This is a genomic window from Streptomyces blattellae (assembly GCF_009709555.1).
GTDB classification, from domain to species: Bacteria; Actinomycetota; Actinomycetes; order Streptomycetales; family Streptomycetaceae; genus Streptomyces; species Streptomyces blattellae.
In genome coordinates, this window is sequence record NZ_WJBG01000117.1 from 106,550 (window position 1) to 128,086 (window position 21,537).

The following is a 21,537-nucleotide window of genomic DNA, read 5'->3' on the forward strand; positions in this document are numbered from 1 at the left end:
ATGACCCTGGCGGTCCGAGTCATCCCCTGCCTGGACGTGGACAACGGCCGGGTCGTCAAGGGAGTCAACTTCCAGAACCTGCGCGACGCGGGCGACCCCGTCGAGATGGCCAAGGTGTACGACGCCGAAGGCGCCGACGAGCTGACCTTCCTGGACATCACCGCGTCCTCCGGCAACCGCGAGACGACGTACGACGTGGTGCGCCGCACGGCAGAGCAGGTCTTCATCCCGCTGACCGTCGGCGGCGGCGTCCGCACGGCCGAGGACGTGGACAAGCTGCTGCGGGCGGGCGCTGACAAGGTGGGCGTCAACACGGCGGCCATCGCCCGCCCGGATCTCATCCGCGAGATCGCCGAGCGCTTCGGCCGTCAGGTCCTGGTCCTGTCGGTGGACGCGCGGCGCACCGAGTCCGGTTCCTTCGAGGTGACGACCCACGGCGGCCGCAAGGGCACCGGCATCGACGCCGTGGAGTGGGCGCACCGGGCCGCGGAGCTGGGCGCGGGCGAGATCCTGCTCAACTCGATGGACGCGGACGGCACGAAGGACGGCTACGACATCGAGATGATCGAGGCCGTCCGCAAGCACGTGACGGTCCCGCTGATCGCCTCCGGCGGCGCCGGCAAGCTCGCCGACTTCCCGCCGGCCATCGGGGCGGGGGCGGACGCGGTGTTGGCGGCGTCCGTGTTCCACTTCGGGGATCTGCGGATCGGTGAGGTGAAGGACGCGCTGCGGCGGGCGGGGCATCCCGTACGTTAGTACGACCGGCCATCCTTGATGGTGAACCCGGTAGCGAACTCGGTAGTGATCATGGTGGCGCGGCGTCTATGTTGTCCGCATGCCTGGAATCACTGTCGAGTTCACCGAGGAAGAGCTGGCCGAGCTGCGAGCTGAAGCCAAAGAGCAGGGCCTCTCGATCAAGCGGCTCGCCCACGACATACTGACCGAGGATGTGGTGCGGCGGCGGCAGAAACAGCGGTTCGTCGAGGGGGCCACGAGGTACGCCCGAGAGATCATGGCCGACTTCGACGAGCGCTTTCCGGCGGGGTTGCGGTGACGATGTACGTGGATGCGGGCTGGATCCTCAACGTTCAGGTCGAGGTCTCGCCTGCGAACACCCCGATTCGCGACTGGGGCGCACTGCACTGCATGGCCGAGCGGCACAAGTACGAGCGCATCGCCGACGAGCCCTACTACGAGGAGGCTCCAGCGCGTGCGGCGACTTTCCTGCACACGGCGTTGAGGCTGCGGCCGTTCACGGACTACAACGCGTCGATCGGCATCGCCTGTGTTCGCGCGTACATGGATGCGTCAGGGACGCCGGTCAATCCCAAGCCCGGCGACTGGGCGAAACTCGTCGCCGACATCCGCAGCGACGAAGCCGACCTCCAGGAGACCGCCCGGCTGCTGCGCGAGTGGTCCGCCTGACCCGGTGGCCGACTCCGCGGACGTAGCCGCCCGTCCGGCGGCGGTCGACCGCGCCGCCCACCGCGACCCCAACGTCCTGCGCTGGCTCGGCGCATACGCCTCGTCGGCCATCGGCGACAACGTCTACTACCTCGCCCTCTCCTGGGCCGCGGTCCAGGCCGGTACACCCGCCCAGGCCGGTCTGGTCACCGCGCTCAGCGCGGTGCCACGGGCCGTGCTGATGCTGGGCGGGGGAGTGATCGCCGACCGCTTCGGCCCCCGCAGAGTGCTGATCAGCAGTGACGCCGTGCGCTGCGCGGCGGTTCTCGCGGTCGCCGGGCTGCTCCTCGTGGGCCGTCCGGGCCTGTGGCCGCTGGCCGTGCTGGCGCTGGTCTTCGGGGCGGTCGACGCCGTCATGATGCCCGCGCTGGGTGCCCTGCCGACCCGGATGACCGGACGCGGACAGCTCGCCCGGGTGCACGGCATGCGCGGGCTCGTCGTCCGGCTGGCGAACGTCCTCGGGGCGCCGCTCGGCGGCCTCGGCGTGGCCCTCGGGGGCACCGCGGCGGCGTTCGGGCTGGCCGGGCTGCTGTTCGCGGCCTCCCTGCCGCTCCTGATCGCCGTACGTGTGGCAGAGCAACCCGCGGACGACGCACGCGTGCGTGGAACAGCGTGGAGTGATCTGACCGGCGGTCTGCGCTACGTACGCGGCCACCGTGTCCTGCGTTCGCTGATCGTCGTCATCGCGCTCAGCGACCTCGGTTTCGTCGGCCCGCTCAACGTCGGCCTGGTACTGCTCGCCGACGAACGCGGCTGGGGAGCCGGGGGCGTCGGGTGGGTGCTCGCGGGGTTCGGCACGGGCGCGGGGGCGGCCTCGCTGCTGCTCACCGCCCGTGGACGCGTCCCGCGCGCGGGGTTCGTGCTGTCCGTGTCCGGCGTGGTCAGCGCGGTCGCGATCGCCGCCCTCGCCTACCTGCCGCACGTCGCGGTCGCCGTCGCCGTGGCCCTGTCCATCGGGCTGATCTCCGGGCTGAACGGCGTCCTGTGCGGGGCGCTCCTGCAAGCCGAGTCCGACCGGGCCTACGTCGGCCGGGTCACGTCCGTGTCGAACTTCTTCAGCCTCGGCGTCGCCCCGCTCACCTTCCCCCTGACCGGCGCCGCGATCGGTCTGTGGGGCACCGGTCCGGTCTTCGTCGCCAGCGCGGTCGTCTGCGGGCTCGGCGGGGTGGCCGGCCTGTGCGCACGGGACCTGCGCCGGGCCGAACTGCCCCGCTGACCGCCCTCAGATCCCCAGCTGCTTCGTCTCGTGCAGCTTGGTGATCGCGTCCTCCTCGCCCTCCAGCTCCACCTTGGCGGCGCTCTGCCGGCCGTATGCGAAGAGCAGCAGTTCCGACGGCTCGCCGGTCACCGTGACGACCGGGGTGCCGCGGTGGGCGACCGCTGTCTGGCCGTCGGGGCGGCGCAGGACCAGGCCGGTCGGGACGCCGCGGCCCATCAGGCGCGCGGAGCGCTCCAGGCGGGACCAGAGGGCGTCCTGGAAGACCGGGTCGAGTTCGCGCGGCGTCCAGTCGGGCTGGGCGCGGCGGACGTCCTCGGTGTGGACGTAGTACTCGATCGTGTTGGACATCTCGTCGAGCTGCTTGAGGGCGAACGGCGAGAAGCGCGGCGGGCCGGTACGGATCAGCTGGATCAGCTCCTCGTACGGCTTGGCGGTGAACTCCGCCATCACCCGCTCCAGGCGCGGCGCCAGCTGCTTGATCAGCATGCCGCCGGCGGCGTCGGGACGGCGCTCGCGCACCACCACGTGCGCGGCGAGGTCACGGGCCCGCCAGCCCTGGCACAGGGTGGGGGCGTCGGGGCCTTCGGCCTCCAGGAGGTCGGCCAGGAGAAGTCGTTCACGCTTGGCGAAAGTCGACATGCCGTCAGCCTACGACCACCCGTCGGGTCCGCCCAATGGACACGGAACAGTCCCTGTCAGTGCCGCGCGGCACAATGGCACCCATGGCCACCAGCACGCCCCGTCAGCCCAGCCGACTGGACCCCGAGATCGCCGCGCGCCTCAAGCGCAGCGCCGACGGGCTCCTCCCCGCCATCGCCCAGCAGTACGACACCGGTGAGGTGCTGATGCTCGGCTGGATGGACGACGAGGCGCTGCATCGGACGCTCACCACCGGCCGGTGCACCTACTGGTCGCGCAGCCGCCGGGAGTACTGGGTCAAGGGCGACACCTCCGGCCACTTCCAGCACGTCAAGTCCGTCGCCCTGGACTGCGACGCCGACACCGTGCTGGTCAGGGTCGACCAGGTCGGCGCCGCCTGCCACACCGGTGCACGCACCTGCTTCGACGCCGACGTACTGCTCAAGGACGGCGCCGGTTCGGGCCCCTCCTCCCCGGATCAGTAAGGTCAGCCGCCATGGACCTTGAGATGTTCCGCAAGCTGGCCACCGACCGCCGTGTCATCCCCGTCACCCGCAAGCTCCTCGCGGACGGCGACACCCCGGTCGCGCTCTACCGCAAGCTCGCCGCCGAGCGCCCCGGCACCTTCCTGCTGGAGTCCGCGGAGAACGGCCGCTCCTGGTCCCGCTACTCGTTCGTGGGCGTGCGCTCCGCGGCGACGCTCACCGAGCGGGACGGCCAGGCCCACTGGCTCGGCGCCCCACCCGTCGGCGTCCCCACCGGCGGTGACCCCCTCGCCGCCCTGCGCGCCACCATCGAGGCCCTGCACACCCCGCACCAGGAGGGCATGCCGCCCTTCACCGGCGGCATGGTCGGCTACCTCGGCTACGACATCGTGCGCCGCCTGGAGAAGATCGGCCCCGGCGAGCGGGACGACCTGAAGCTGCCCGAGCTGACCATGCTCCTCACCAGCGATCTCGCCGTCATGGACCACTGGGAGGGCTCCGTCCTGCTGATCGCCAACGCGATCAACCACAACGACCTCGACACCGGAGTCGACGAGGCCTACGCCGACGCGGTCGCCCGCCTCGACATCATGGAGGCCGACCTCACCCGCGCGGTCGCCCAGCCGCCCGCCGTGCTCCCGCCCTCCGAACTCCCCGAGTACACGGCACTCTGGGGCGGGCCCGACTTCCAGGACGCCGTCGAGGACATCAAGGAGCGCATCCGGGCCGGCGAGGCCTTCCAGGTGGTTCCCTCCCAGCGCTTCGAAACGCCGTGCACGGCAAGCGCGTTGGATGTCTACCGGGTGCTGCGGGCGACGAACCCGTCCCCGTACATGTACCTGTTCCGCTTCGAGGGCTTCGACGTCGTCGGCTCGTCCCCCGAAGCGCTGGTCAAGGTCGAGGACGGGCAGGCGATGGTCCACCCCATCGCCGGCACCCGGCACCGCGGGACCACCCCGCAGGAGGACCAGGCCCTCGCCGACGAACTGCTCGCCGACCCGAAGGAACGCGCCGAGCACCTCATGCTCGTCGACCTCGGGCGCAACGACCTCGGACGGGTCTGCGAGCCCGGCTCGGTCGAGGTCGTGGACTTCATGTCCATCGAGCGCTACTCGCACGTCATGCACATCGTGTCCACGGTCACCGGCCGGGTCGCGGCGGGCCGCACCGCCTTCGACGTCCTCACCGCCTGCTTCCCGGCAGGCACCCTCTCCGGCGCCCCCAAGCCGCGTGCGATGCAGATCATCGACGAGCTCGAACCGTCCCGGCGGGGGGTGTACGGCGGCTGCGTCGGCTACCTCGACTTCGCGGGTGACTCCGACACCGCCATCGCCATCCGTACGGCGCTGCTGCGCGACGGCACCGCGTACGTCCAGGCCGGCGCGGGCATCGTCGCCGACTCCGACCCGCGCGCCGAGGACACCGAGTGCCGCAACAAGGCGGCGGCGGTGCTGCGCGCGGTGCACACGGCGAACCGGCTCGGGAAGTAGGACGGGTCTCATGCGAACCCCGGGTGACGCTTCGCCCGGGGTTCGCGCGATAGTGGAGTACGTGACTGCTGTACCTCACCCCCGTTCCGAAGCCGTAGGCCCCGCCCAGGCCGGCCGCCGCAGCCTCGCCGTCGCCCTGCTGGCCGGCGCGCTCGGCGCGGCCGTGGCACTGCTGGCCACCCGCCAGCAGTGGTCGGAGGGCACCGCCACCGTGGCCGGCGGCTCCTTCCCGCTGACCGCGAAAGGCAGCGACGTCACGGGCGTGCCGGCGGCCCTCGCCATAGTGGGCCTCGCCGCGCTCGTCGCCGTCTTCGCCGTCCGCAGGTCCGGGCGGCTCATGGTCGCCGCGCTGCTCGCGCTGTCCGGCGCCGGGACCGTCGCGGCGGCCGTGTTCGGCGCCTCCGACAGTTCCGCGCTCGACGAGCAGGCCGCCGAGGCCACCGGTGACACCGCCGCCGGCGTCGACGCGCTCACCCACACCGCGTGGCCGTACGTCGCCGCGGCGGGCGGCGTCCTGCTCCTGCTCGCCGGACTGCTCGCCCTGCGCTACGGCCGGCTGTGGCCCGCGATGTCCGGCCGCTACGAGCGCTCCGGAGCGCCCCGTCCCCGCCGCAAGGCCCCTGTCGTCGACCCTGACCGTCCCGAGGACCTCTGGAAGGCTCTGGACCGCGGCGAGGACCCAACGTAACGCTCCGCTGGGGGTGCCAGGGTGCCAGGGTGCCTGGGGGGTGTTCGTCGTCTGCGGCTGTGTGGGGGCTGGTCGCGCAGTTCCCCGCGCCCCTTCGCGCAGTTCCCCGCGCCCCTTTGGGGGCGTGGGGCGGACCCCCGATCTACCGTGTGCGGGTGGGTGCGGGACAATGGCGGGCAGCGTTCGGCTCGTATACGTACACAGCAATGAGGAGCAAGCAATGGCGGGCAGCAGCCACGGCCACACCCCGGCCGCCTGGACCAGTGTCACCATCGTGTTCATCGGTTTCTGCATCGCGGGCGCCTTCATGGTGCTGGCCAACCCGGTGGGCTTCTGGGTCGGCATGGGGGTCACGGTCGTCGGCGGCGTCGTCGGCTGGATCATGAAGGGCATGGGCCTCGGCCAGCCGAAGGACGCCCACGCGGCCTACCAGGCTCTCTCGGAGGGCTGAAGTCCCGTACGGCGCAAGCACCGTGTGAGGGGCGGACCGGTACGAGGCCGGGGCCGCCCCTCGCGCGTGTGCGGGGCACAATGCAAGGCGTGAACCTCGACAGCTGGAAGGCCACACCGCCCGCGGGAACCGGTCCCGGACACGTGCTCGGGAGGCTGGCCGTGCCCGTGGGAATGCTCGCGGCCGTCGCCGGGGCCTTCGCGTACGTCGGGACCGTGGACCCGAACGAGCCCGGCCACTACCCCGCCTGTCCGCTCCAGCACTTCACCGGCATCTACTGTCCCGGCTGCGGCGGGCTGCGCAGCGCGCACGCCGTCGCGCACGGGGACTTCCTGGCGGCGCTGCAGGACAACGCGGTGGCGGTCGTCGGCTATGCGCTCTTCGCCGTCGTATGGACCGTCTGGGTGGTCCGCGCGGCCCGCGGCAGGCCCTTCCGCATCGAACTGGGCCCCGCCCATCTGCGGACCATCGGGGCGTTGGCGCTGGTCTTCACCGTTGTCCGGAACCTGCCGTTCGGTGGCTGGCTCCACCCTTGATCAATTGGCGAATGTCCAGGTAGTGGGAACGGCGTCAACCGGATGCGAGGCCTACGCCTTCCTCCGGATACCATCGCAAGTGACCATCGGTTTCTCCTGGGAGGCCGGATCGGTGGAAAGCCCAACAGTTTGAACAGTCAACCGCCTGGAAGGGGGCCGCTCGCGTGAGTGTGCTCGACGAGATCATCGACGGAGTCCGTGCCGACCTCGCGGAGCGGCAGGCGCGCGTCAGCCTCGACGAGCTCAAGGAGCGCGCGGCGAAGGCCCCCGTGGCCAAGGACGGTCTGGCCGCCCTGCGCGGGGACGGCGTCAAGGTCATCTGCGAGGTCAAGCGCTCCAGCCCCTCCAAGGGCGCGCTGGCCGCCATCGCCGACCCGGCCGGACTCGCCGCGGACTACGAGGCGGGCGGCGCGGCCGTCATCTCCGTCCTCACCGAACAGCGCCGCTTCGGCGGCTCGCTCGCCGACCTGGAGGCCGTCCGCGCCCGCGTGGACATCCCGGTGCTGCGCAAGGACTTCATCGTCACCTCCTACCAGCTCTGGGAGGCCCGGGCCTACGGCGCCGACGTCGCCCTGCTGATCGTCGCCGCCCTCGACCAGCCCGCCCTGGAGTCCCTCGTCGAGCGCGCCGAGTCCATCGGCCTCACCCCGATCGTCGAGGTCCACGACGAGGACGAGGTCGAACGCGCCGTGGACGCCGGCGCCAAGGTCATCGGCGTCAACGCCCGCAACCTCAAGACCCTCGAAGTCGACCGCGGCACCTTCGAGCGGGTCGCCCCCGAGATCCCCGAAGGCATCGTCAAGATCGCCGAATCCGGCGTCCGCGGCCCCCACGACCTCATCGCCTACGCCAATGCCGGCGCCGACGCCGTTCTCGTCGGCGAGTCCCTCGTCACCGGCAAGGACCCGAAGACAGCAGTGGCCGATCTGGTGGCGGCGGGCGCACACCCCGCACTCCGCCACGGCCGGGGCTGATCACCCGGTAGGGTTAGCGCCGATGACTCTCTCGTTGACCGTGACGACCGTGGACCGGCACGCCCGCCTCGCGCGCGGCTGCCGCCCCCGCGGCTGCCGTGCGCCGGCGCGTCGGGTGCACGGTCGCCGGGTGCGGTACGTCATCGGTGATGAACCTGGGCAGGTAAACGGCCGTCGATGGCAGCAGGCCTAAAGGGGCGCGGGGAACTGCGCGACCAGCCCAAACGGGCCCGCAGCCAACAAGCAGCCTCCGCCCCCACGGCGATCAGTGTCTTTTCCACACACTCACCGTGAGGTACACGCATGCCCAGCGACTTCTTCATCCCCGACCCCCAGGGTCAAATCCCCAGCCCCGAAGGCTACTTCGGGGCGTTCGGCGGCAAGTTCATCCCGGAGGCCCTCGTCGCCGCCGTCGACGAGGTGGCCGTCGAGTACGACAAGGCCAAGCACGACCCCGAGTTCGCCCGCGAACTGGACGACCTGCTCATCAACTACACGGGCCGCCCGTCGGCGCTCACCGAGGTCCCTCGTTTCGCCGCGGAAGCGGGCGGCGCCCGCGTCTACCTCAAGCGCGAGGACCTCAACCACACCGGCTCGCACAAGATCAACAACGTGCTCGGTCAGGCCCTGCTCACCAAGCGCATGGGCAAGACCCGGGTGATCGCCGAGACCGGGGCGGGTCAGCACGGCGTCGCGACCGCGACCGCCTGCGCGCTGTTCGGCCTCGAATGCACCATCTACATGGGCGAGATCGACACCCGGCGCCAGGCCCTCAACGTGGCCCGCATGCGCATGCTCGGTGCCGAGGTCATCGCCGTGAAGTCGGGATCGCGCACCCTCAAGGACGCCATCAACGAGGCGTTTCGCGACTGGGTGGCGAACGTCGACCACACCCACTACCTCTTCGGCACGGTCGCCGGCCCGCACCCCTTCCCCGCCATGGTCCGCGACTTCCACCGCGTGATCGGCGTAGAGACCCGGCGACAGCTCCTGGAGCGCGCGGGCCGTCTCCCCGACGCCGCCATCGCCTGCGTCGGCGGCGGCTCCAACGCCATCGGCCTCTTCCACGCCTTCATCCCGGACCCGGACGTACGCCTCATCGGCTGCGAGCCCGCCGGGCACGGCGTCGAGACCGGCGAGCACGCGGCGACCCTGACCGCGGGCGAGCCCGGCATCCTCCACGGCTCCCGCAGTTACGTCCTCCAGGACGAGGAGGGCCAGATCACGGAGCCGTACTCGATCTCCGCCGGTCTGGACTACCCCGGCATCGGACCCGAGCACTCCTACCTCAAGGACAGCGGTCGCGCCGAGTACCGCGCGGTCACCGACGACGCCGCCATGCAGGCCCTGCGCCTGCTGTCGCAGACCGAGGGCATCATCCCGGCGATCGAGAGCGCGCACGCGCTCGCCGGCGCGCTCGAAGTCGGCCGGGAGCTGGGCAAGGACGGGCTGATCGTGGTCAACCTGTCCGGCCGCGGCGACAAGGACATGGACACCGCCGCCCGCTACTTCGGGCTGTACGACACCGACGCCGAGGTCGCCGCCGACGCGGGCGGCGATGCCGCCGAGATTCAGGGGGACGCCAAGTGAGCGGAAACATCCAGCTGTTGACGGACACCCTGCACGCCGCCAAGGCCGAGGGCCGCTCCGCCCTCATCGCCTACCTCCCGGCCGGCTTCCCGACCGTCGACGGCGGCATCGAGGCGATCAAGGCCGTCTTCGACGGCGGCGCCGACGTCGTCGAGGTCGGGCTGCCGCACAGCGACCCGGTCCTCGACGGTCCGGTCATCCAGACCGCCGACGACATCGCGCTGCGCGGCGGCGTCAAGATCGCCGACGTGATGCGCACGGTGCGCGAGGCGTACGAGGCGACCGGCAAGCCGGTGCTCGTGATGACGTACTGGAACCCGATCGACCGCTACGGCGTCGAGCGCTTCACCGCCGAGCTGGCCGAGGCGGGCGGGGCGGGCTGCATCCTGCCCGACCTGCCCGTTCAGGAGTCGGCGCTGTGGCGGGAGCACGCCGAGAAGCACGGTCTGGCGACGGTCTTCGTGGTGGCGCCCAGCAGCAAGGACGAGCGGCTCGGCCAGATCACCGCGGCGGGCAGCGGGTTTGTCTACGCCGCCTCGCTGATGGGCGTCACCGGCACCCGCGAGTCGGTGGGCGCGCAGGCGCAGGACCTGGTCGAGCGCACCCGGGCCACCGGCACCGACCTGCCCGTCTGTGTCGGCCTGGGCGTTTCCAACGCCGGGCAGGCCGCCGAGGTCGCCGGCTTCGCCGACGGCGTGATCGTCGGCTCGGCCTTCGTCAAGCGGATGCTGGACGCGCCTGACGACGCGGCCGGTGTCGAGGCCGTGCGCGCACTCGCTGGTGAGCTGGCGAAGGGCGTGCGCGGACAGGCGTAACCAGGCAGGATTTCATACGGATCCCTCGTAAGGGTGGACCTGAGGCCGGGGAGGCGCGCTGCGCCTCCCCGGTTCGTTCTGCGGGTGTGAGCGAAAAGAATCGTGACGGAAAGCGGACCGCCCGGGAGCGGCTGGCGGTCGAGCGGGAGAAGCAGAAGGCGGCCGACAAGCGGCGACGTGCGCTGATCGTAGGCGCGAGCGTCGTCTGCGTCCTGGGGCTCGCGGCGGTGATCGGCGTCGTCGCGGCGAACGCGGGCAAGGACGACAGCGAGAGCGCGGGCCCCCTCGTGGCGCCCTCGGGGGCGAACGGCGAGGACAATCTCGCCATCCCGGTCGGCCAGAACAGCGCCAAGTCGACGCTCACGGTGTGGGAGGACTTCCGCTGCCCGGCCTGCAAGTCCTTCGAGACGGTGTACCGCCCGACGATCCATGAACTGACCGACTCCGGGCAGCTCAGAGTCGAGTACCGCCTCGCGACGATCATCGACGGCAATATGCGCGGCACCGGCTCGCGCAACGCGGCGGGCGCCGCGGCCTGCGCCCAGGACGCCGGAAAGTTCCCCGCGTACCACGACGTGCTGTACGACAACCAGCCGCCGGAGACCGACGACGCCTACGGCGAGAACAGCAAGCTCATCGAGCTGGCCGCCAAGGTCGACGGCCTCGACACCCCCGCCTTCCGCAGCTGCGTGGAGAAGGGCACGTACAACAGCTGGGTCGAGAAGTCCGCGGCTGCCTTCCAGGACGGCGGCTTCAGCGGCACGCCGACCGTGCTGCTCGACGGGAAGAACATCCTCCAGGACCAGTCGATGACACCGGCGAAACTGAAGCAACTGGTGCAGGAGGCGAACAAGGCGTGAGTGCGGGCGCCCGCCCGTTACGCACCCGTTGCCGGGCTGCCTGCCGTAGGCGCGGCCCGGCAGGGTAGCGTCGACCTTGCCATGGAACTTGCCTACATTCCCAGCCCGTCGCGCGGGGTGATCCACCTCGGCCCCATTCCGCTGCGCGGCTATGCGTTCTGCATCATCATCGGTGTCTTCGTCGCGGTCTGGCTCGGCGGCAGGCGCTGGGTCGCCCGGGGCGGGCGGGTCGGCACGGTGGCCGACATCGCTGTCTGGGCCGTGCCGTTCGGCCTCGTCGGCGGTCGGCTCTACCACGTGGTCACGGACTACGAGCTGTACTTCAGCGAGGGCCGCGACTGGGTGGACGCCTTCAAGATCTGGGAGGGCGGCCTCGGTATCTGGGGCGCGATCGCGCTCGGTGCGCTGGGTGCGTGGATCGGCTGCCGCCGCCGCGGCATCCCGCTGCCCGCCTACGCAGACGCCATCGCCCCCGGTATCGCCTTGGCCCAGGCCATCGGGCGCTGGGGGAACTGGTTCAACCAGGAGCTGTACGGGCGGGAGACCGACCTCCCCTGGGCCCTGCACATCACGTCCTCCTCGGACGGCAGGATCCCCGGGTACTACCACCCGACGTTCCTGTACGAGTCGCTGTGGTGCATCGGCGTCGCGGTCCTCGTCATCTGGGCCGACCGGCGCTTCAAGCTCGGGCACGGGCGGGCCTTCGCGCTGTATGTCGCCGCGTACTGCGTCGGCCGGTTCTGGATCGAGGACATGCGGGTCGACGAGGCCCACCACATCCTGGGCCTCCGCCTCAACAACTGGACCGCCCTGATCGTGTTCCTGCTCGCGGTGGCGTACATCGTGGTGTCGGCGAAGCGGCGCCCGGGGCGGGAGGAGATCGTCGAACCCGGGGCCTCCGAGGATTCCGACAGCGGCAGCGGCAGCGGTAGCGGTAGTGCGGCCGAGGCCGAGTCGGACGACTCGGATGCGAAGGACGACGCGAAGAGTAACGCGAAGGACGACGCAAAGGACGACGCAAAGGACGACGTGAAGGACGCCGCGAAGGACGGGACCGAGGCCGGGTCCGGGTCCGCGAAGAAGTCCTGACGGTTTGGTTCTCCGTCGGTGAGGGCGCCCCCAGCGATGCGGGCGCCCTCCTTGTGTGTTCAGCGTCGGCGCGCGAGAGCCAGCGTTCGCTGGGCTCCCGCCAGCACGGCCGCGTCGATGAAGATGCCGTTCGCGAGGGCCTGGGCGCCCGGGTCCGCGGTGGCCGCCTTGACGATCTTCTCCGCGTGTTCCAGTTCCTCCTCCGTGGGGAGGTAGGCGCGTTCGATGACGGGGAGCTGGCGGGGGTGGATGGCGGCGCGGCCCAGGAAGCCGAGGCTGCGGCCGTGGGCGCAGGACGCGGTCAGGCCGGTCAGGTCGCGGGTGTCGGGGTGGACCGACTGGGCCGGCGGCGGGAGACCGGCCGCGCGGGCGGCGACGATCACGCGGGAGCGGGACCAGTCCAGGCCCGCGTCGTGCCGTACGCCCAGATCGGCCCGTAGGTCCGCCTCGCCCAGGGCGATGCCGTGGAGTGAGGGGTGGGCGGACGCGATCGTGTAGGCGTGTTCGACCGCGAGGGCGGTTTCCAGGAGGGCGTACAGGGGTGGGCCGGAGAGGCGTTCCGCGATGCGGACGACCTGCTCGGGGGTGGTCACCTTGGGGAGGCGCAGGCCCGACACGCCCGGGAGAGGTGCCAGTGTCGTGAGGTCGGCCGCCGCGAACGGGCTGTCCAGGGCGTTGACGCGGACGTGGACCGGGACCGGCTGGGGAGCGGAGAGGAGTTCGGCGGTCGCCGCGCGGGCGTACTCCTTGCGGTCCGGGGCGACCGCGTCCTCCAGGTCGATCACGACCACGTCGGCGCCCGAGGCGAGGGCCCTGGCGACGACGTGCGGGCGGTCGCCGGGGGCGTAGAGCCAGGTCAGGGGGAAGGTCACCGTACCGCGCCCTCCTTGCGCAGTGCCGCCAACTCGGCTGCTGTCAGGCCGAGTCCGGTGAGGACCGAGTCCGTGTCCGCGCCGTGCGGGCGGCCTGTCCAGCGGATCGCGCCGGGGGTGTCGGAGAGGCGGAAGAGGACGTTCTGCATGCGCAGCGGGCCCAGCTCCGGGTCGTCGACGGTGGTGATCGTGGAGAGGGCCTGGTACTGCGGGTCGGTCATCACCTCCCGTACGTCCTGGATCGGGGCCACCGCCGCCTCCGCCTTCTCGAAGGCGGCCAGCACCTCGGTGCGGGGGCGTTCGGCGATCCAGGCGCCGACCGCCTCGTCGAGGACGTCGGTGTGGCGGGCCCGGTCGGCGCCCGTCGCGAACCAGGGTTCGTCGATCAGGTCCGGGCGGCCCACGAGACGCAGCACGCGTTCCGCGACCGACTGGGCCGAGGTCGAGACGGCGACCCAGGTGCCGTCCGCGGTGCGGTAGGTGTTGCGCGGGGCGTTGTTGGCGGACCGGTTTCCGGTGCGTTCCTGCACGTAGCCGAGTTGGTCGTACCAGGTCGGCTGCGGTCCGAGCACCGTCAGGATCGGTTCGATGAGGGCCATGTCGACGACCTGGCCCGTGCCGGTGCGGTCGCGGGCGGCGAGTGCGGTCATCACGGCGTACGACGTCGCCAGACCCGCGATCGAGTCGGCGAGGCCGAACGGCGGGAGCGTCGGGGGTGCGTCGGGCTCGCCGGTGATCGCGGCGAAGCCGCTCATCGCCTCGGCGAGGGTGCCGAAGCCGGGGCGGTGGGCGTAGGGGCCGAACTGGCCGAAGCCGGTGACGCGGGTGAGGACGAGGCGGGGGTTGGCGGCCGACAGCTCCGGCCAGCCGAGATCCCATTTCTCCAGCGTGCCGGGGCGGAAGTTCTCGATGACGACATCGGCGGTGGCGGCGAGGCGCAGGAGGGTGGTGCGGCCGCCGGGCCTGGAGAGGTCCAGGGCGATCGTGTGCTTGTTGCGGCCGAGGAGTTTCCACCACAGGCCGATTCCGTCCTTCGCCGGGCCGTGGCCTCGGGCGGGGTCCGGTTTCGTCGGATGCTCGACCTTGATGACCTCGGCGCCGAAGTCGCCGAGGAGGGTCGCGGCGAGCGGGCCCGCGAAGAGGGTGGCCAGGTCGAGGACGCGGAGGCCGGTCAAAGGGGGTGCGGTGCGGGGTGCGGTACGGGATGAGGTACTGGGTGCGGTCGTGGACGGCACGGTGCGGGGTTCGGTCATGACGTGAACTGCGCTTCGATCTCCTGGCGGGTCGGCATCGACGCCGACGCTCCCGCTCGTTGAACGGACAGTGCGGCCGCCGCGGCGGCCCACGCCAGGGCCTCCCGCATGGGGCGCGTCTCGGTGAGGGCCACCGCGAGGGCGCCGACGAAGGTGTCGCCCGCGCCGGTCGAGTCCACGGCGGTGACCTTCGGCGCCGGGACGGTGACCGGCTCCTGGCCGCGGGCCGCGTACAGGCAGCCGGCCGGACCCAGCGTGATGACCACTTCCGGCACCTGGTCGAGCAGGACGTATGCGGCGGCGCGGGGGTCGGGGACGCCGGTGAGCGTGGCCGCCTCGTGCTCGTTCGGGACCAACAGGTCGATGGCGGCGAGGAGTTCTGGGGGCAGGGGCCGGGCCGGGGCGGGTGTGAGGATCGTACGGACGCCGTGGGCCTGTGCCGTCCGGGCGCCGGCGAGGACCGCGGCGAGCGGGATCTCCAGTTGGAGGAGCAGGGCGTCGGCGGCGGCGATCAGGCCCTCGTCGCCGGGGGCGAGGTGGTCGACGGTGCCGTTCGCACCGGGAATCACGACGATCGCGTTGCTGCCCTCGTCGTCCACCACGATGTGGGCGGTGCGGGAGGGGCCCTCGGTGGTGTGCAGGTGGTCGGTGTCCACGCCGGAGTGCTCCAGTGTGGAGCGCAGCCGGCTGCCGAGGCCGTCGTTGCCGACCGCGCCGATCACCGAGACGGTGGCGCCCGCGCGGGCAGGTGGGGGTCCCTCCGGTCGAGCGAAGCCGAGAGTGGGGGAGATCGCCTGGTTGGCGCCCTTGCCGCCGGGGATCGTGCGGAATGCGCGGCCGGTCACTGTTTCGCCGCGCTGTGGAGCCTTCTCGACGTAGGCCACCAGGTCCGTGTTCGTGCTGCCGAGTACGGCGATGTGGGTCATGGGCGAGCAGCCTCCAGGTGGGTGAGGGCTTGGGTGAGATGGGCGAGGGTGTCGAAGCCGGTGCCGTTGAAGTCGCCGACGGACGTGGCCAGACGGTTTTTGAGGGGGGCCGTCCAGCGGTCGGGGAGTGCGGTGGGGGAGCCGGCGAGGAGGCCGGCGATGCTGCCGGTCGTCGCACCGTTGGAATCGGTGTCCCAGCCGCCGGAGACGGCACGGCAGACGGAGGTGGTGAAGTCGCCGTCCGCGTGGGTGAGGGCGGCGGTGATCAGGGCGGTGTTGGGGATGGCGTGGACCCAGTGGTGGGCGGCGTAGGTGGTGTGCAGCTCGTCCACGACGGTCTCGAAGTCGGTGTGGTCCTCGGCCAGTCGGACGGCGTGGTGGATGGCCTTTGTGAGGCGGGAGTCCGGGGGGATGACCGTCAGGCCCGCGCGTAGGCACGTGTGGATGTCCCGCGTGCCGGTGGCGGCCGTGGCGATGACGGCCGCCGTGAACATCGCCGCGTAGACGCCGTTCGCCGTGTGGGTGAGGGTGGCGTCACGGTGGGCCTGTTCCGCGGCGGCGGCCGGGTTGCCGGGGTTCGTCCAGCCGTGGACGTCGGCGCGGATCAGGGCGCCGATCCATTCGCGGAAGGGGTTGCGGTGGCGGGCCGTGTGTGGGGGGTCGATGCCGGTGAGGAGGTTGCGGTAGGCGACGCGTTCGGCGGTGAAGGTGCGGCCTGCGGGGAGTTCGTCGAGCCAGAGGGTGGCCACGTCTTCGGTGGTGAAGGTCTTGCCGTGGCGTTGGAGCAGGAGGAGGTTGAGGAGCGGGTAGTTGAGGTCGTCGTCCTCCGGCATGCCGTCGATGTTCTCGGCGAGGGAGGTTGCTGCGGATCGGCGGTTCCAGGGGTACTCGGCTGCGAGGTCCGGGGGGAGTCCCTTGGCGGTGAAGTATGTGCTGAGGGGCCAGTTGCCGGTGGCTTTCGCCAGTTGGCGGATGGCGTGGAGGGGGAGTTTCTCCACCGGCTTGCCCAGGAGGCACCCGGCGGCTCTGCCCAGCCAGGCCGCTTCCAGGCGCGACTGCGTGGTGGCTGGGCGGGGGTGGGTCGCGCGGCCCGGCGCTGACGGGGTGCCGCCTGCGCCCACGTATGCCCGCAGCTCAGCAGCAGCGCTGAGCTTGATCTTCTGTAGGTCCGTCGGCTCTTGATCCGCCAAACTGCTCGGCAGGTCCGCCAGTTCGTCCAGCAAGTCCTCTGCCAGTTGTCTCAGGTACCGCGAGGGCCGATCCGGGGATGCTCCGGCCCGTAGTGGGGCCTCGTCTCCGCCCGCCGCTTGCCACCGCGCCGCGATCCTCGACGGCTCGCGGCCGTCCAGGGCCGCCTGACGCAGCTCATGGCCGAGCAGGTCCTCCGGCTGGACCCAGGTCAGTCGGAGCATGCCGGCACCCCCAACCCGGCCATCGCCTGCTCATGGGCCCGGTGTCGTCGGACGTCCCGTTCGAAGATCTCCCGGGTGACCTGGGCCAGCGTCGTCGCGGGTTCCCAGAGGTCCAGGCGGCTGGCTTCGGAGACGGTCTTGGACCAGTCCGCCGGGATCTCAGAACCCAGGGCGCCGGACAGCGCGCCCGCCATCGTGGCGATGGAGTCGCAGTCGCGGCCGTAGTTCACGGAGCCCAGGACAGCCGTGCGGTAGTCGCCGCCGGAGACCAGCAACATGCCCAGCGCGATGGGGAGTTCCTCGATCGCGTGCAGACGGGACGGGCGGCGGGCGCCCAGGGAGGGCTGCCGGTAGTCGGGGCCCACCGTGTCGTACGGGGCGATCGCCTCCCGTAGCGGTGTCAGCGCCGACTCGAACTCCGAGTGAGCGGAGGCCACTTCGCAGACCTTCTCGATCGCCGCCCGCGTGCCGTCCTGCGCCAGGGACAGACAGACCGTGACGACCGTGTCCGGTGTCGCGCCCGGTGTGCAGGCCGCGGCGACCGCTGCCGCGAAGACGCCCGCCGCCTCGCGGCCGTACGACGACTGGTGGGCGCCCGCGATGTCGAGGGCCTCGGTGTACGCGGCCGTCGGGTTGGCCGCGTTGACCAGGCCGACCGGGGCCGTGTACATCGCCGCTCCGCAGTTGACGATGTTGCCGACGCCTGCCTCGCGGGGGTCGACATGGCCGTAGTGCAACCTCGCCACCAGCCATTTCTCCGCCAGGAAGATCCTGTGCAGCGGCAGCGCCTCCGACTGGAGCTCCGGGATCCAGCGCGGGTTCGTCATCAGGTCCGGCACCAGGTGCTCGGCGATCGCGTACGCGTCCAGGTGGTCGCGGACCTGGGCGTACACCCGTACCAGCGCGTGGGTCAGCAGGGTGTCGTCGGTGACGTGTCCGTCGCCCTTGTGGTACGGGGCGATGGGGCGGGCGGTGCGCCAGGCGTCGCCGTTCCAGGGGCCGACGATGCCGTGGACGCGTCCGCCGTGACGTTCGAGGATCTGGGCGGGGGAGTAGCCCTCGACGGGGCCGCCGAGTGCGTCGCCGACGGCCGCTCCGACCAGGGCGCCGGTGATCCGCTCCGGCAGGGTGATCGCTGAGGTTTCTTCTCCTTTGGGCGTCATGCCCCGAATCATCCTCCCGGTGGGGCCGGTTGTGCGGCTTCCAGGAGTTCGGCGAGTTCCACCAGGTCGGTGCCGGTCAGGCGGGGCAGGACGCAGCCGGAGAGGGTGCGGCAGGTGTCCCGCCAGGCCGCCGGGATCGCCGCGCCGCCGCCCAGCGCTCCGGTCAGGGCACCGACGAGGGCCGGGGCCGAGTCCGCGACCCGGGACAGACAGGCCGCCGCGGGGACCGCCTCGGCGATCCGGCCGTGCGCCGCGGTCGCCAGGGCCAGGGCGACCGGGACCGTCTCGGCGGCGGCGATGCCGTAGCTGTAGACGTGGTCGACGATCTGGTGCTCCAGGAGCGGGATCAGCGCGAAGGCGCTCTCGGCGTCGGCCGCCAGCTTCAGCGCATGGCGGGCGTTGCGGCCGACCTCGGTGGACTCGGGGAGTTCCGCGAGGGCCACCCGCGCACAAGCCTCGACCTCCGCTCCCACCAGCGCCAGCGACAGTGCCGCCGCCATCGCCCGGGCGCCGTGCACTCCGTCGCCGTCCTGGGTGTAGCGGGCGTCGAACTCGGCGAGCGAGGCGGCGAGTTCGGGGGCGCCGGGGTGGGCCACGGCCAGCACACAGGCCCGTACGCACGCCGCGTCGTCGAAGTAGTGCGGGTTGTCGTGGCCGGTGGCGGGCGGGCGCAGTCCGGTGGCCAGGTTGCCGAGCCCCGCCCGGACCGAGATACGGGCGCGCAGCGGGAGTACCGCCGACTCGATCTCGGGGGCGCGTTCGGCCGCCGCGGCGACCTCGCTCGCGACCGCGTTCCAGGTCAGATCGATGGCGGCCCGCGTACGGCGCTCCCGGCTCAGGTCGCCCAGTGCGCTGTCGTCCCCGGCCCGCAGCACGGCCTCCGCCGCGAACACCGCCCACTCCGCGTCGTCGGACGGGCCGAGGCGGAGGGGTTCCGGGGGCTGGTTCAGCGCGATCGGCACGGGGAGCGTGGTCGTGGCGTTCTGCTCCGCGAAGGTGTCCAGTTCGCGCGTCAGGCGGCGGGTCCACTCGGGCATCCGGGCCGCTCGGTGCCGGGCGGCCGGCCAACCGGCGGCATCCCCCGCGGCCAGCCCCAGCAACAGCCCCTCCACCCGCCGGGTCACGGCCGCACCTCGTCCTCGTCGGCGGTCAGGACATAGAGGGCCACCGGGTCGGACTCCGCCCGCCCCTCAAGTCGTACGAGAGCATCCGGTCGTACGACACCGTCCGGTGCTACGAGATCGTCCTGCCGTACGGCTGCCTCCGCGTCCTCTTCCGCCGTCAGCAGGTCCGCCACGTCCAGCACATGGTGGCCTCTCATCGACGGCAGGCAGCTGCCGCGGGCCGGGCCGATGGCCGCTGCCCAGTCGGAGGGGATGGCGGACGCGCCCCGGGTCGCGCCGGCGAGTGCGCCCGCGACGGCTGCCGTGGTGTCTGCGTCGCGGCCCATGTTCACGGCGGTCAGTACGGCCTGGACGAAGTCGCCGTCGGCGGCGGCGTAGGCGCCGAAGGCGAGGGCGACGGCTTCGGGGGCGAGGTCGGTCCAGGGGTAGCCGCCGATGACGACCGCGGAGCGGACGGCGCGTTCGCCGCGGTGGGCGACGGCGACGGCGCGGCGCAGGGAGCGGGCCGTCCAGGAGTCGTCCGGGACGACGGCCAGGGCGGACGCGACCACCGCGATCGCCGGGGCGCCCGCCATCGCCGCCGCCACCCCGGCCGCGACCGCCTGGCCGCCGTAGATGCCCTCGCCGTCATGGCTCACCGAGCCGTCGATGGCCACCAGGCGGGCCGCTTCGGCCGGCCGGCCCGCGGCGAAGACGCCGAAGGGGGCCGCGCGCATGGCGAGGCCGTCGCTCCAGGCGTGGCGGTGCTGGGCGGAGATGGGGGCGGCGAGGCCGCGGCGGAGGTTTTCCAGGGTGCCGCGTTCGCTGAAGCCGGCGCCGCGGAACGGGCCCTCGTCGCTGTCGGCGATCCACTTGTGCCAGGCCGTCTCCACATGGGCCGGGGTGAGGGCGCTGCCGTGGCGGGCCAGCAGCAGGCCGGAGAAGATCGCGTACTCCGTGTCGTCCGTGCCGGCCGGCTTCTCGGCCACGTAACCGGTGATACGGCCCCAGCGGGCGCGGATCTCGGAGGGCTTCATGTTCTCGGCGGGGGCTCCGAGGGCGTCGCCGACGGCGAGGCCGAGCAGCGCGCCGCGTGCCCGGTCGCGGAGTTCGGCGGCGTTCCCGGGCGCCGGGGCCGAGGGAACGCAGGCGATCGATGCCATAGGGGGCCTCTCCTCCGGGGGCTCCTCCCAGGGCGCGGAGCCCTTTGCTGATGTGTCCCACCGGAGGGGGCCGGGAGAGCGTCGGGTGCCCCAGTGTCACCCGGTCGACATCTGTGCGGGATTCGCATCGAATGAGCGCTCGATGGTGAAGCCGCAGGTTAGTGAGGGTTTCCTTGCTGGCGAGAGGGGAATCGGAGGCGTAAATTTTGTGTCGTCAAAGAGTGGAATTAGTCTAAACTTAGCCTTACCATAGCTCTGGGGGGCCCGGCATGGCCATCATCGGAACCGAAGCGGCGCTCCATGCGGCGCACCGCGACAACCACACCCACCGGGATGTGAACGGCGGCTGGCTGCGCCCCGCCGTCTTCGGTGCGATGGACGGCCTGGTCTCCAACCTCGCCCTGATGACCGGTGTGGCGGGCGGCGCGGCCGGTCAGCGGACCGTCGCCATCGCCGGTCTCGCGGGTCTCGCCGCCGGCGCCTTCTCCATGGCTGCCGGTGAGTACACCTCCGTCGCCTCGCAGCGCGAACTCGTCGAGGCGGAACTGGACGTGGAGCGGCGGGAACTGCGCAAGCACCCCGAGGACGAGGAGGCCGAACTCGCGGCGCTCTATGAAGCGCGCGGGGTCGAGCCCCGGCTGGCGCGGGAAGTGGCGGGGCAGCTCTCGCGCGATCCCGAGCAGGCCCTGGAGATCCACGCCCGCGAGGAACTGGGCGTCGACCCCGGTGATCTGCCGTCGCCGCCGGTCGCCGCCGTCTCGTCGTTCGGCTCCTTCGCGCTGGGAGCCCTGCTGCCCGTACTGCCGTATCTGCTCGGTGCGAGCGCGCTGTGGCCGGCTGTGCTGCTCGCGCTGGCCGGGCTGTTCGCGTGCGGTGCCGTGGTGGCCAAGGTGACGGCGCGAACCTGGTGGTTCAGCGGCCTCAGGCAGCTCGCGCTCGGTGGTGCGGCGGCCGGTGTGACGTACGCCCTGGGCAGCCTGCTGGGAACCGCCGTAGGATGAATGGACTCGCACTTATGCGTGGGACCGTATAAGTAGCCGTTACTCGCTGGTTTCGATTGCTTAACCACCGGGCATGAGCCGTAAGCGCTGTGGGCAATGAGGCCTGCCGCGTACCCGCGGGGTCGGCGACGACGCAGCCCCTGGCCCCTCGGACCGGCGGGCATCGATCTGTCCGCTTTGGTCCCCATCGCTTCCGCCGCCGTGCGCGGTACCCCCGCCGCGACCGCGGCGTCCGCATGTTGGACCGGCTTATCCGGTTCCCGAGAACCGCTCCATCATGTAACCTGCACGAAATTTTGCACTCACGCAGAGGGCCAGCGTCGTCCCTCGGCACCTGCATATGC

General features: G+C 71.8%; 24 protein-coding genes. 16 read left to right on the forward strand and 8 right to left on the reverse strand.

Annotation, left to right across the window (positions count from 1 at the left end; genetic code table 11):
• From hisF to GFH49_RS08800, 4 genes are all read left to right on the forward strand, one after another.
• A complete protein-coding gene (gene hisF / locus GFH49_RS08785) occupies positions 1–756 on the forward strand; it encodes an imidazole glycerol phosphate synthase subunit HisF (RefSeq protein ID WP_155055236.1) in 756 nt (251 codons plus the stop codon).
• Positions 757–835: 79 nt separating this feature from the next.
• Entirely contained in the window at positions 836–1,054 is a 219-nt protein-coding gene (locus GFH49_RS08790) for a hypothetical protein (protein WP_155055237.1), read from the forward strand.
• A 2-nt stretch (positions 1,055–1,056) separates the two neighbouring features.
• Entirely contained in the window at positions 1,057–1,425 is a 369-nt protein-coding gene (locus GFH49_RS08795; RefSeq protein ID WP_328288271.1) for a hypothetical protein, read from the forward strand.
• A gap of 4 nt (positions 1,426–1,429) precedes the next feature.
• Positions 1,430–2,680 (forward strand): MFS transporter, encoded by a 1,251-nt coding sequence (locus GFH49_RS08800; RefSeq protein WP_196217906.1) that lies wholly within the window; start codon positions 1,430–1,432, stop codon positions 2,678–2,680.
• A 6-nt stretch (positions 2,681–2,686) separates the two neighbouring features.
• Here GFH49_RS08800 and GFH49_RS08805 read toward each other — a convergent pair whose 3' ends face one another.
• The gene (locus tag GFH49_RS08805) at positions 2,687–3,322 is read right to left on the reverse strand and encodes a TIGR03085 family metal-binding protein (protein WP_155055240.1); all 636 of its coding nucleotides are present in this window, start codon (positions 3,320–3,322) and stop codon (positions 2,687–2,689) included.
• 74 nt (positions 3,323–3,396) lie between these two features.
• Here GFH49_RS08805 and hisI point away from each other — a divergent pair, with 74 nt between their 5' ends.
• The 11 genes from hisI to lgt all read left to right on the forward strand — a co-directional run bounded on the left by hisI (position 3,397) and on the right by lgt (position 12,300).
• Positions 3,397–3,807 (forward strand): phosphoribosyl-AMP cyclohydrolase, encoded by a 411-nt coding sequence (gene hisI, locus GFH49_RS08810; protein WP_196217905.1) that lies wholly within the window; start codon positions 3,397–3,399, stop codon positions 3,805–3,807.
• Between the two features lie 11 nt (positions 3,808–3,818).
• The gene (locus GFH49_RS08815; RefSeq protein ID WP_155055242.1) at positions 3,819–5,297 is read left to right on the forward strand and encodes an anthranilate synthase component I; all 1,479 of its coding nucleotides are present in this window, start codon (positions 3,819–3,821) and stop codon (positions 5,295–5,297) included.
• Between the two features lie 52 nt (positions 5,298–5,349).
• Complete coding sequence (locus GFH49_RS08820; RefSeq protein ID WP_155055243.1) at positions 5,350–5,985, forward strand: TIGR02234 family membrane protein; 636 nt, start codon at positions 5,350–5,352, stop codon at positions 5,983–5,985.
• Positions 5,986–6,205: 220 nt separating this feature from the next.
• The gene (locus tag GFH49_RS08825; RefSeq protein ID WP_155055244.1) at positions 6,206–6,436 is read left to right on the forward strand and encodes an HGxxPAAW family protein; all 231 of its coding nucleotides are present in this window, start codon (positions 6,206–6,208) and stop codon (positions 6,434–6,436) included.
• Between the two features lie 80 nt (positions 6,437–6,516).
• Positions 6,517–6,972, forward strand: a complete 456-nt coding sequence (locus tag GFH49_RS08830; RefSeq protein WP_155055334.1) for a DUF2752 domain-containing protein — start codon at positions 6,517–6,519, stop codon at positions 6,970–6,972.
• 164 nt (positions 6,973–7,136) lie between these two features.
• On the forward strand, positions 7,137–7,946 hold the full coding sequence (trpC, locus tag GFH49_RS08835; RefSeq protein WP_155055245.1) for an indole-3-glycerol phosphate synthase TrpC: 810 nt from the start codon (positions 7,137–7,139) through the stop codon (positions 7,944–7,946).
• 22 nt (positions 7,947–7,968) lie between these two features.
• Entirely contained in the window at positions 7,969–8,139 is a 171-nt protein-coding gene (trpM, locus tag GFH49_RS41425; protein ID WP_155055246.1) for a tryptophan biosynthesis modulator TrpM, read from the forward strand.
• Positions 8,140–8,249: 110 nt separating this feature from the next.
• Positions 8,250–9,536, forward strand: coding sequence for a tryptophan synthase subunit beta (trpB, locus tag GFH49_RS08845; RefSeq protein ID WP_155055247.1), 1,287 nt, complete (start codon positions 8,250–8,252; stop codon positions 9,534–9,536).
• Positions 9,533–10,351 carry a tryptophan synthase subunit alpha gene (trpA, locus tag GFH49_RS08850; protein ID WP_155055248.1) on the forward strand — a complete coding sequence of 273 codons (819 nt, stop codon included), beginning with the start codon at positions 9,533–9,535 and terminating at the stop codon, positions 10,349–10,351. Before trpB ends, trpA begins: the two co-directional genes overlap by 4 nt.
• An 86-nt stretch (positions 10,352–10,437) precedes the next feature.
• Positions 10,438–11,211 (forward strand): DsbA family protein, encoded by a 774-nt coding sequence (locus tag GFH49_RS08855; RefSeq protein ID WP_155055249.1) that lies wholly within the window; start codon positions 10,438–10,440, stop codon positions 11,209–11,211.
• Between the two features lie 81 nt (positions 11,212–11,292).
• A complete protein-coding gene (gene lgt / locus GFH49_RS08860) occupies positions 11,293–12,300 on the forward strand; it encodes a prolipoprotein diacylglyceryl transferase (RefSeq protein ID WP_155055250.1) in 1,008 nt (335 codons plus the stop codon).
• 59 nt (positions 12,301–12,359) lie between these two features.
• Here the strand turns inward: lgt and GFH49_RS08865 are convergent, their stop codons facing one another.
• Genes GFH49_RS08865 through GFH49_RS08895 form a run of 7 tightly spaced genes read right to left on the reverse strand, consistent with a single transcriptional unit; the run spans position 12,360 to position 20,192 of the window.
• Positions 12,360–13,172, reverse strand: coding sequence for an HpcH/HpaI aldolase/citrate lyase family protein (locus tag GFH49_RS08865; RefSeq protein WP_155055251.1), 813 nt, complete (start codon positions 13,170–13,172; stop codon positions 12,360–12,362).
• Positions 13,169–14,425, reverse strand: coding sequence for a CaiB/BaiF CoA transferase family protein (locus GFH49_RS08870; protein ID WP_155055252.1), 1,257 nt, complete (start codon positions 14,423–14,425; stop codon positions 13,169–13,171). The genes GFH49_RS08865 and GFH49_RS08870 overlap by 4 nt, the downstream gene beginning before the upstream one ends.
• Positions 14,422–15,351 carry a ribokinase gene (locus GFH49_RS08875; RefSeq protein WP_155055253.1) on the reverse strand — a complete coding sequence of 310 codons (930 nt, stop codon included), beginning with the start codon at positions 15,349–15,351 and terminating at the stop codon, positions 14,422–14,424. The genes GFH49_RS08870 and GFH49_RS08875 overlap by 4 nt, the downstream gene beginning before the upstream one ends.
• Positions 15,348–16,763 (reverse strand): ADP-ribosylglycohydrolase family protein, encoded by a 1,416-nt coding sequence (locus GFH49_RS08880; RefSeq protein ID WP_155055254.1) that lies wholly within the window; start codon positions 16,761–16,763, stop codon positions 15,348–15,350. The genes GFH49_RS08875 and GFH49_RS08880 overlap by 4 nt, the downstream gene beginning before the upstream one ends.
• Positions 16,751–17,926: an ADP-ribosylglycohydrolase family protein gene (locus GFH49_RS08885; protein ID WP_155055255.1), complete on the reverse strand. Its 1,176-nt coding sequence runs from the start codon at positions 17,924–17,926 to the stop codon at positions 16,751–16,753. The genes GFH49_RS08880 and GFH49_RS08885 overlap by 13 nt, the downstream gene beginning before the upstream one ends.
• Positions 17,927–17,934: 8 nt before the next feature.
• The gene (locus GFH49_RS08890; RefSeq protein ID WP_155055256.1) at positions 17,935–19,050 is read right to left on the reverse strand and encodes an ADP-ribosylglycohydrolase family protein; all 1,116 of its coding nucleotides are present in this window, start codon (positions 19,048–19,050) and stop codon (positions 17,935–17,937) included.
• Positions 19,047–20,192, reverse strand: coding sequence for an ADP-ribosylglycohydrolase family protein (locus tag GFH49_RS08895; RefSeq protein WP_155055257.1), 1,146 nt, complete (start codon positions 20,190–20,192; stop codon positions 19,047–19,049). The genes GFH49_RS08890 and GFH49_RS08895 overlap by 4 nt, the downstream gene beginning before the upstream one ends.
• A gap of 269 nt (positions 20,193–20,461) precedes the next feature.
• On the opposite strand from GFH49_RS08895, the gene GFH49_RS08900 reads away from it, so the two are divergent.
• Positions 20,462–21,193 carry a VIT1/CCC1 transporter family protein gene (locus tag GFH49_RS08900; RefSeq protein WP_155055258.1) on the forward strand — a complete coding sequence of 244 codons (732 nt, stop codon included), beginning with the start codon at positions 20,462–20,464 and terminating at the stop codon, positions 21,191–21,193.
• Positions 21,194–21,537: the final 344 nt, after the last annotated feature.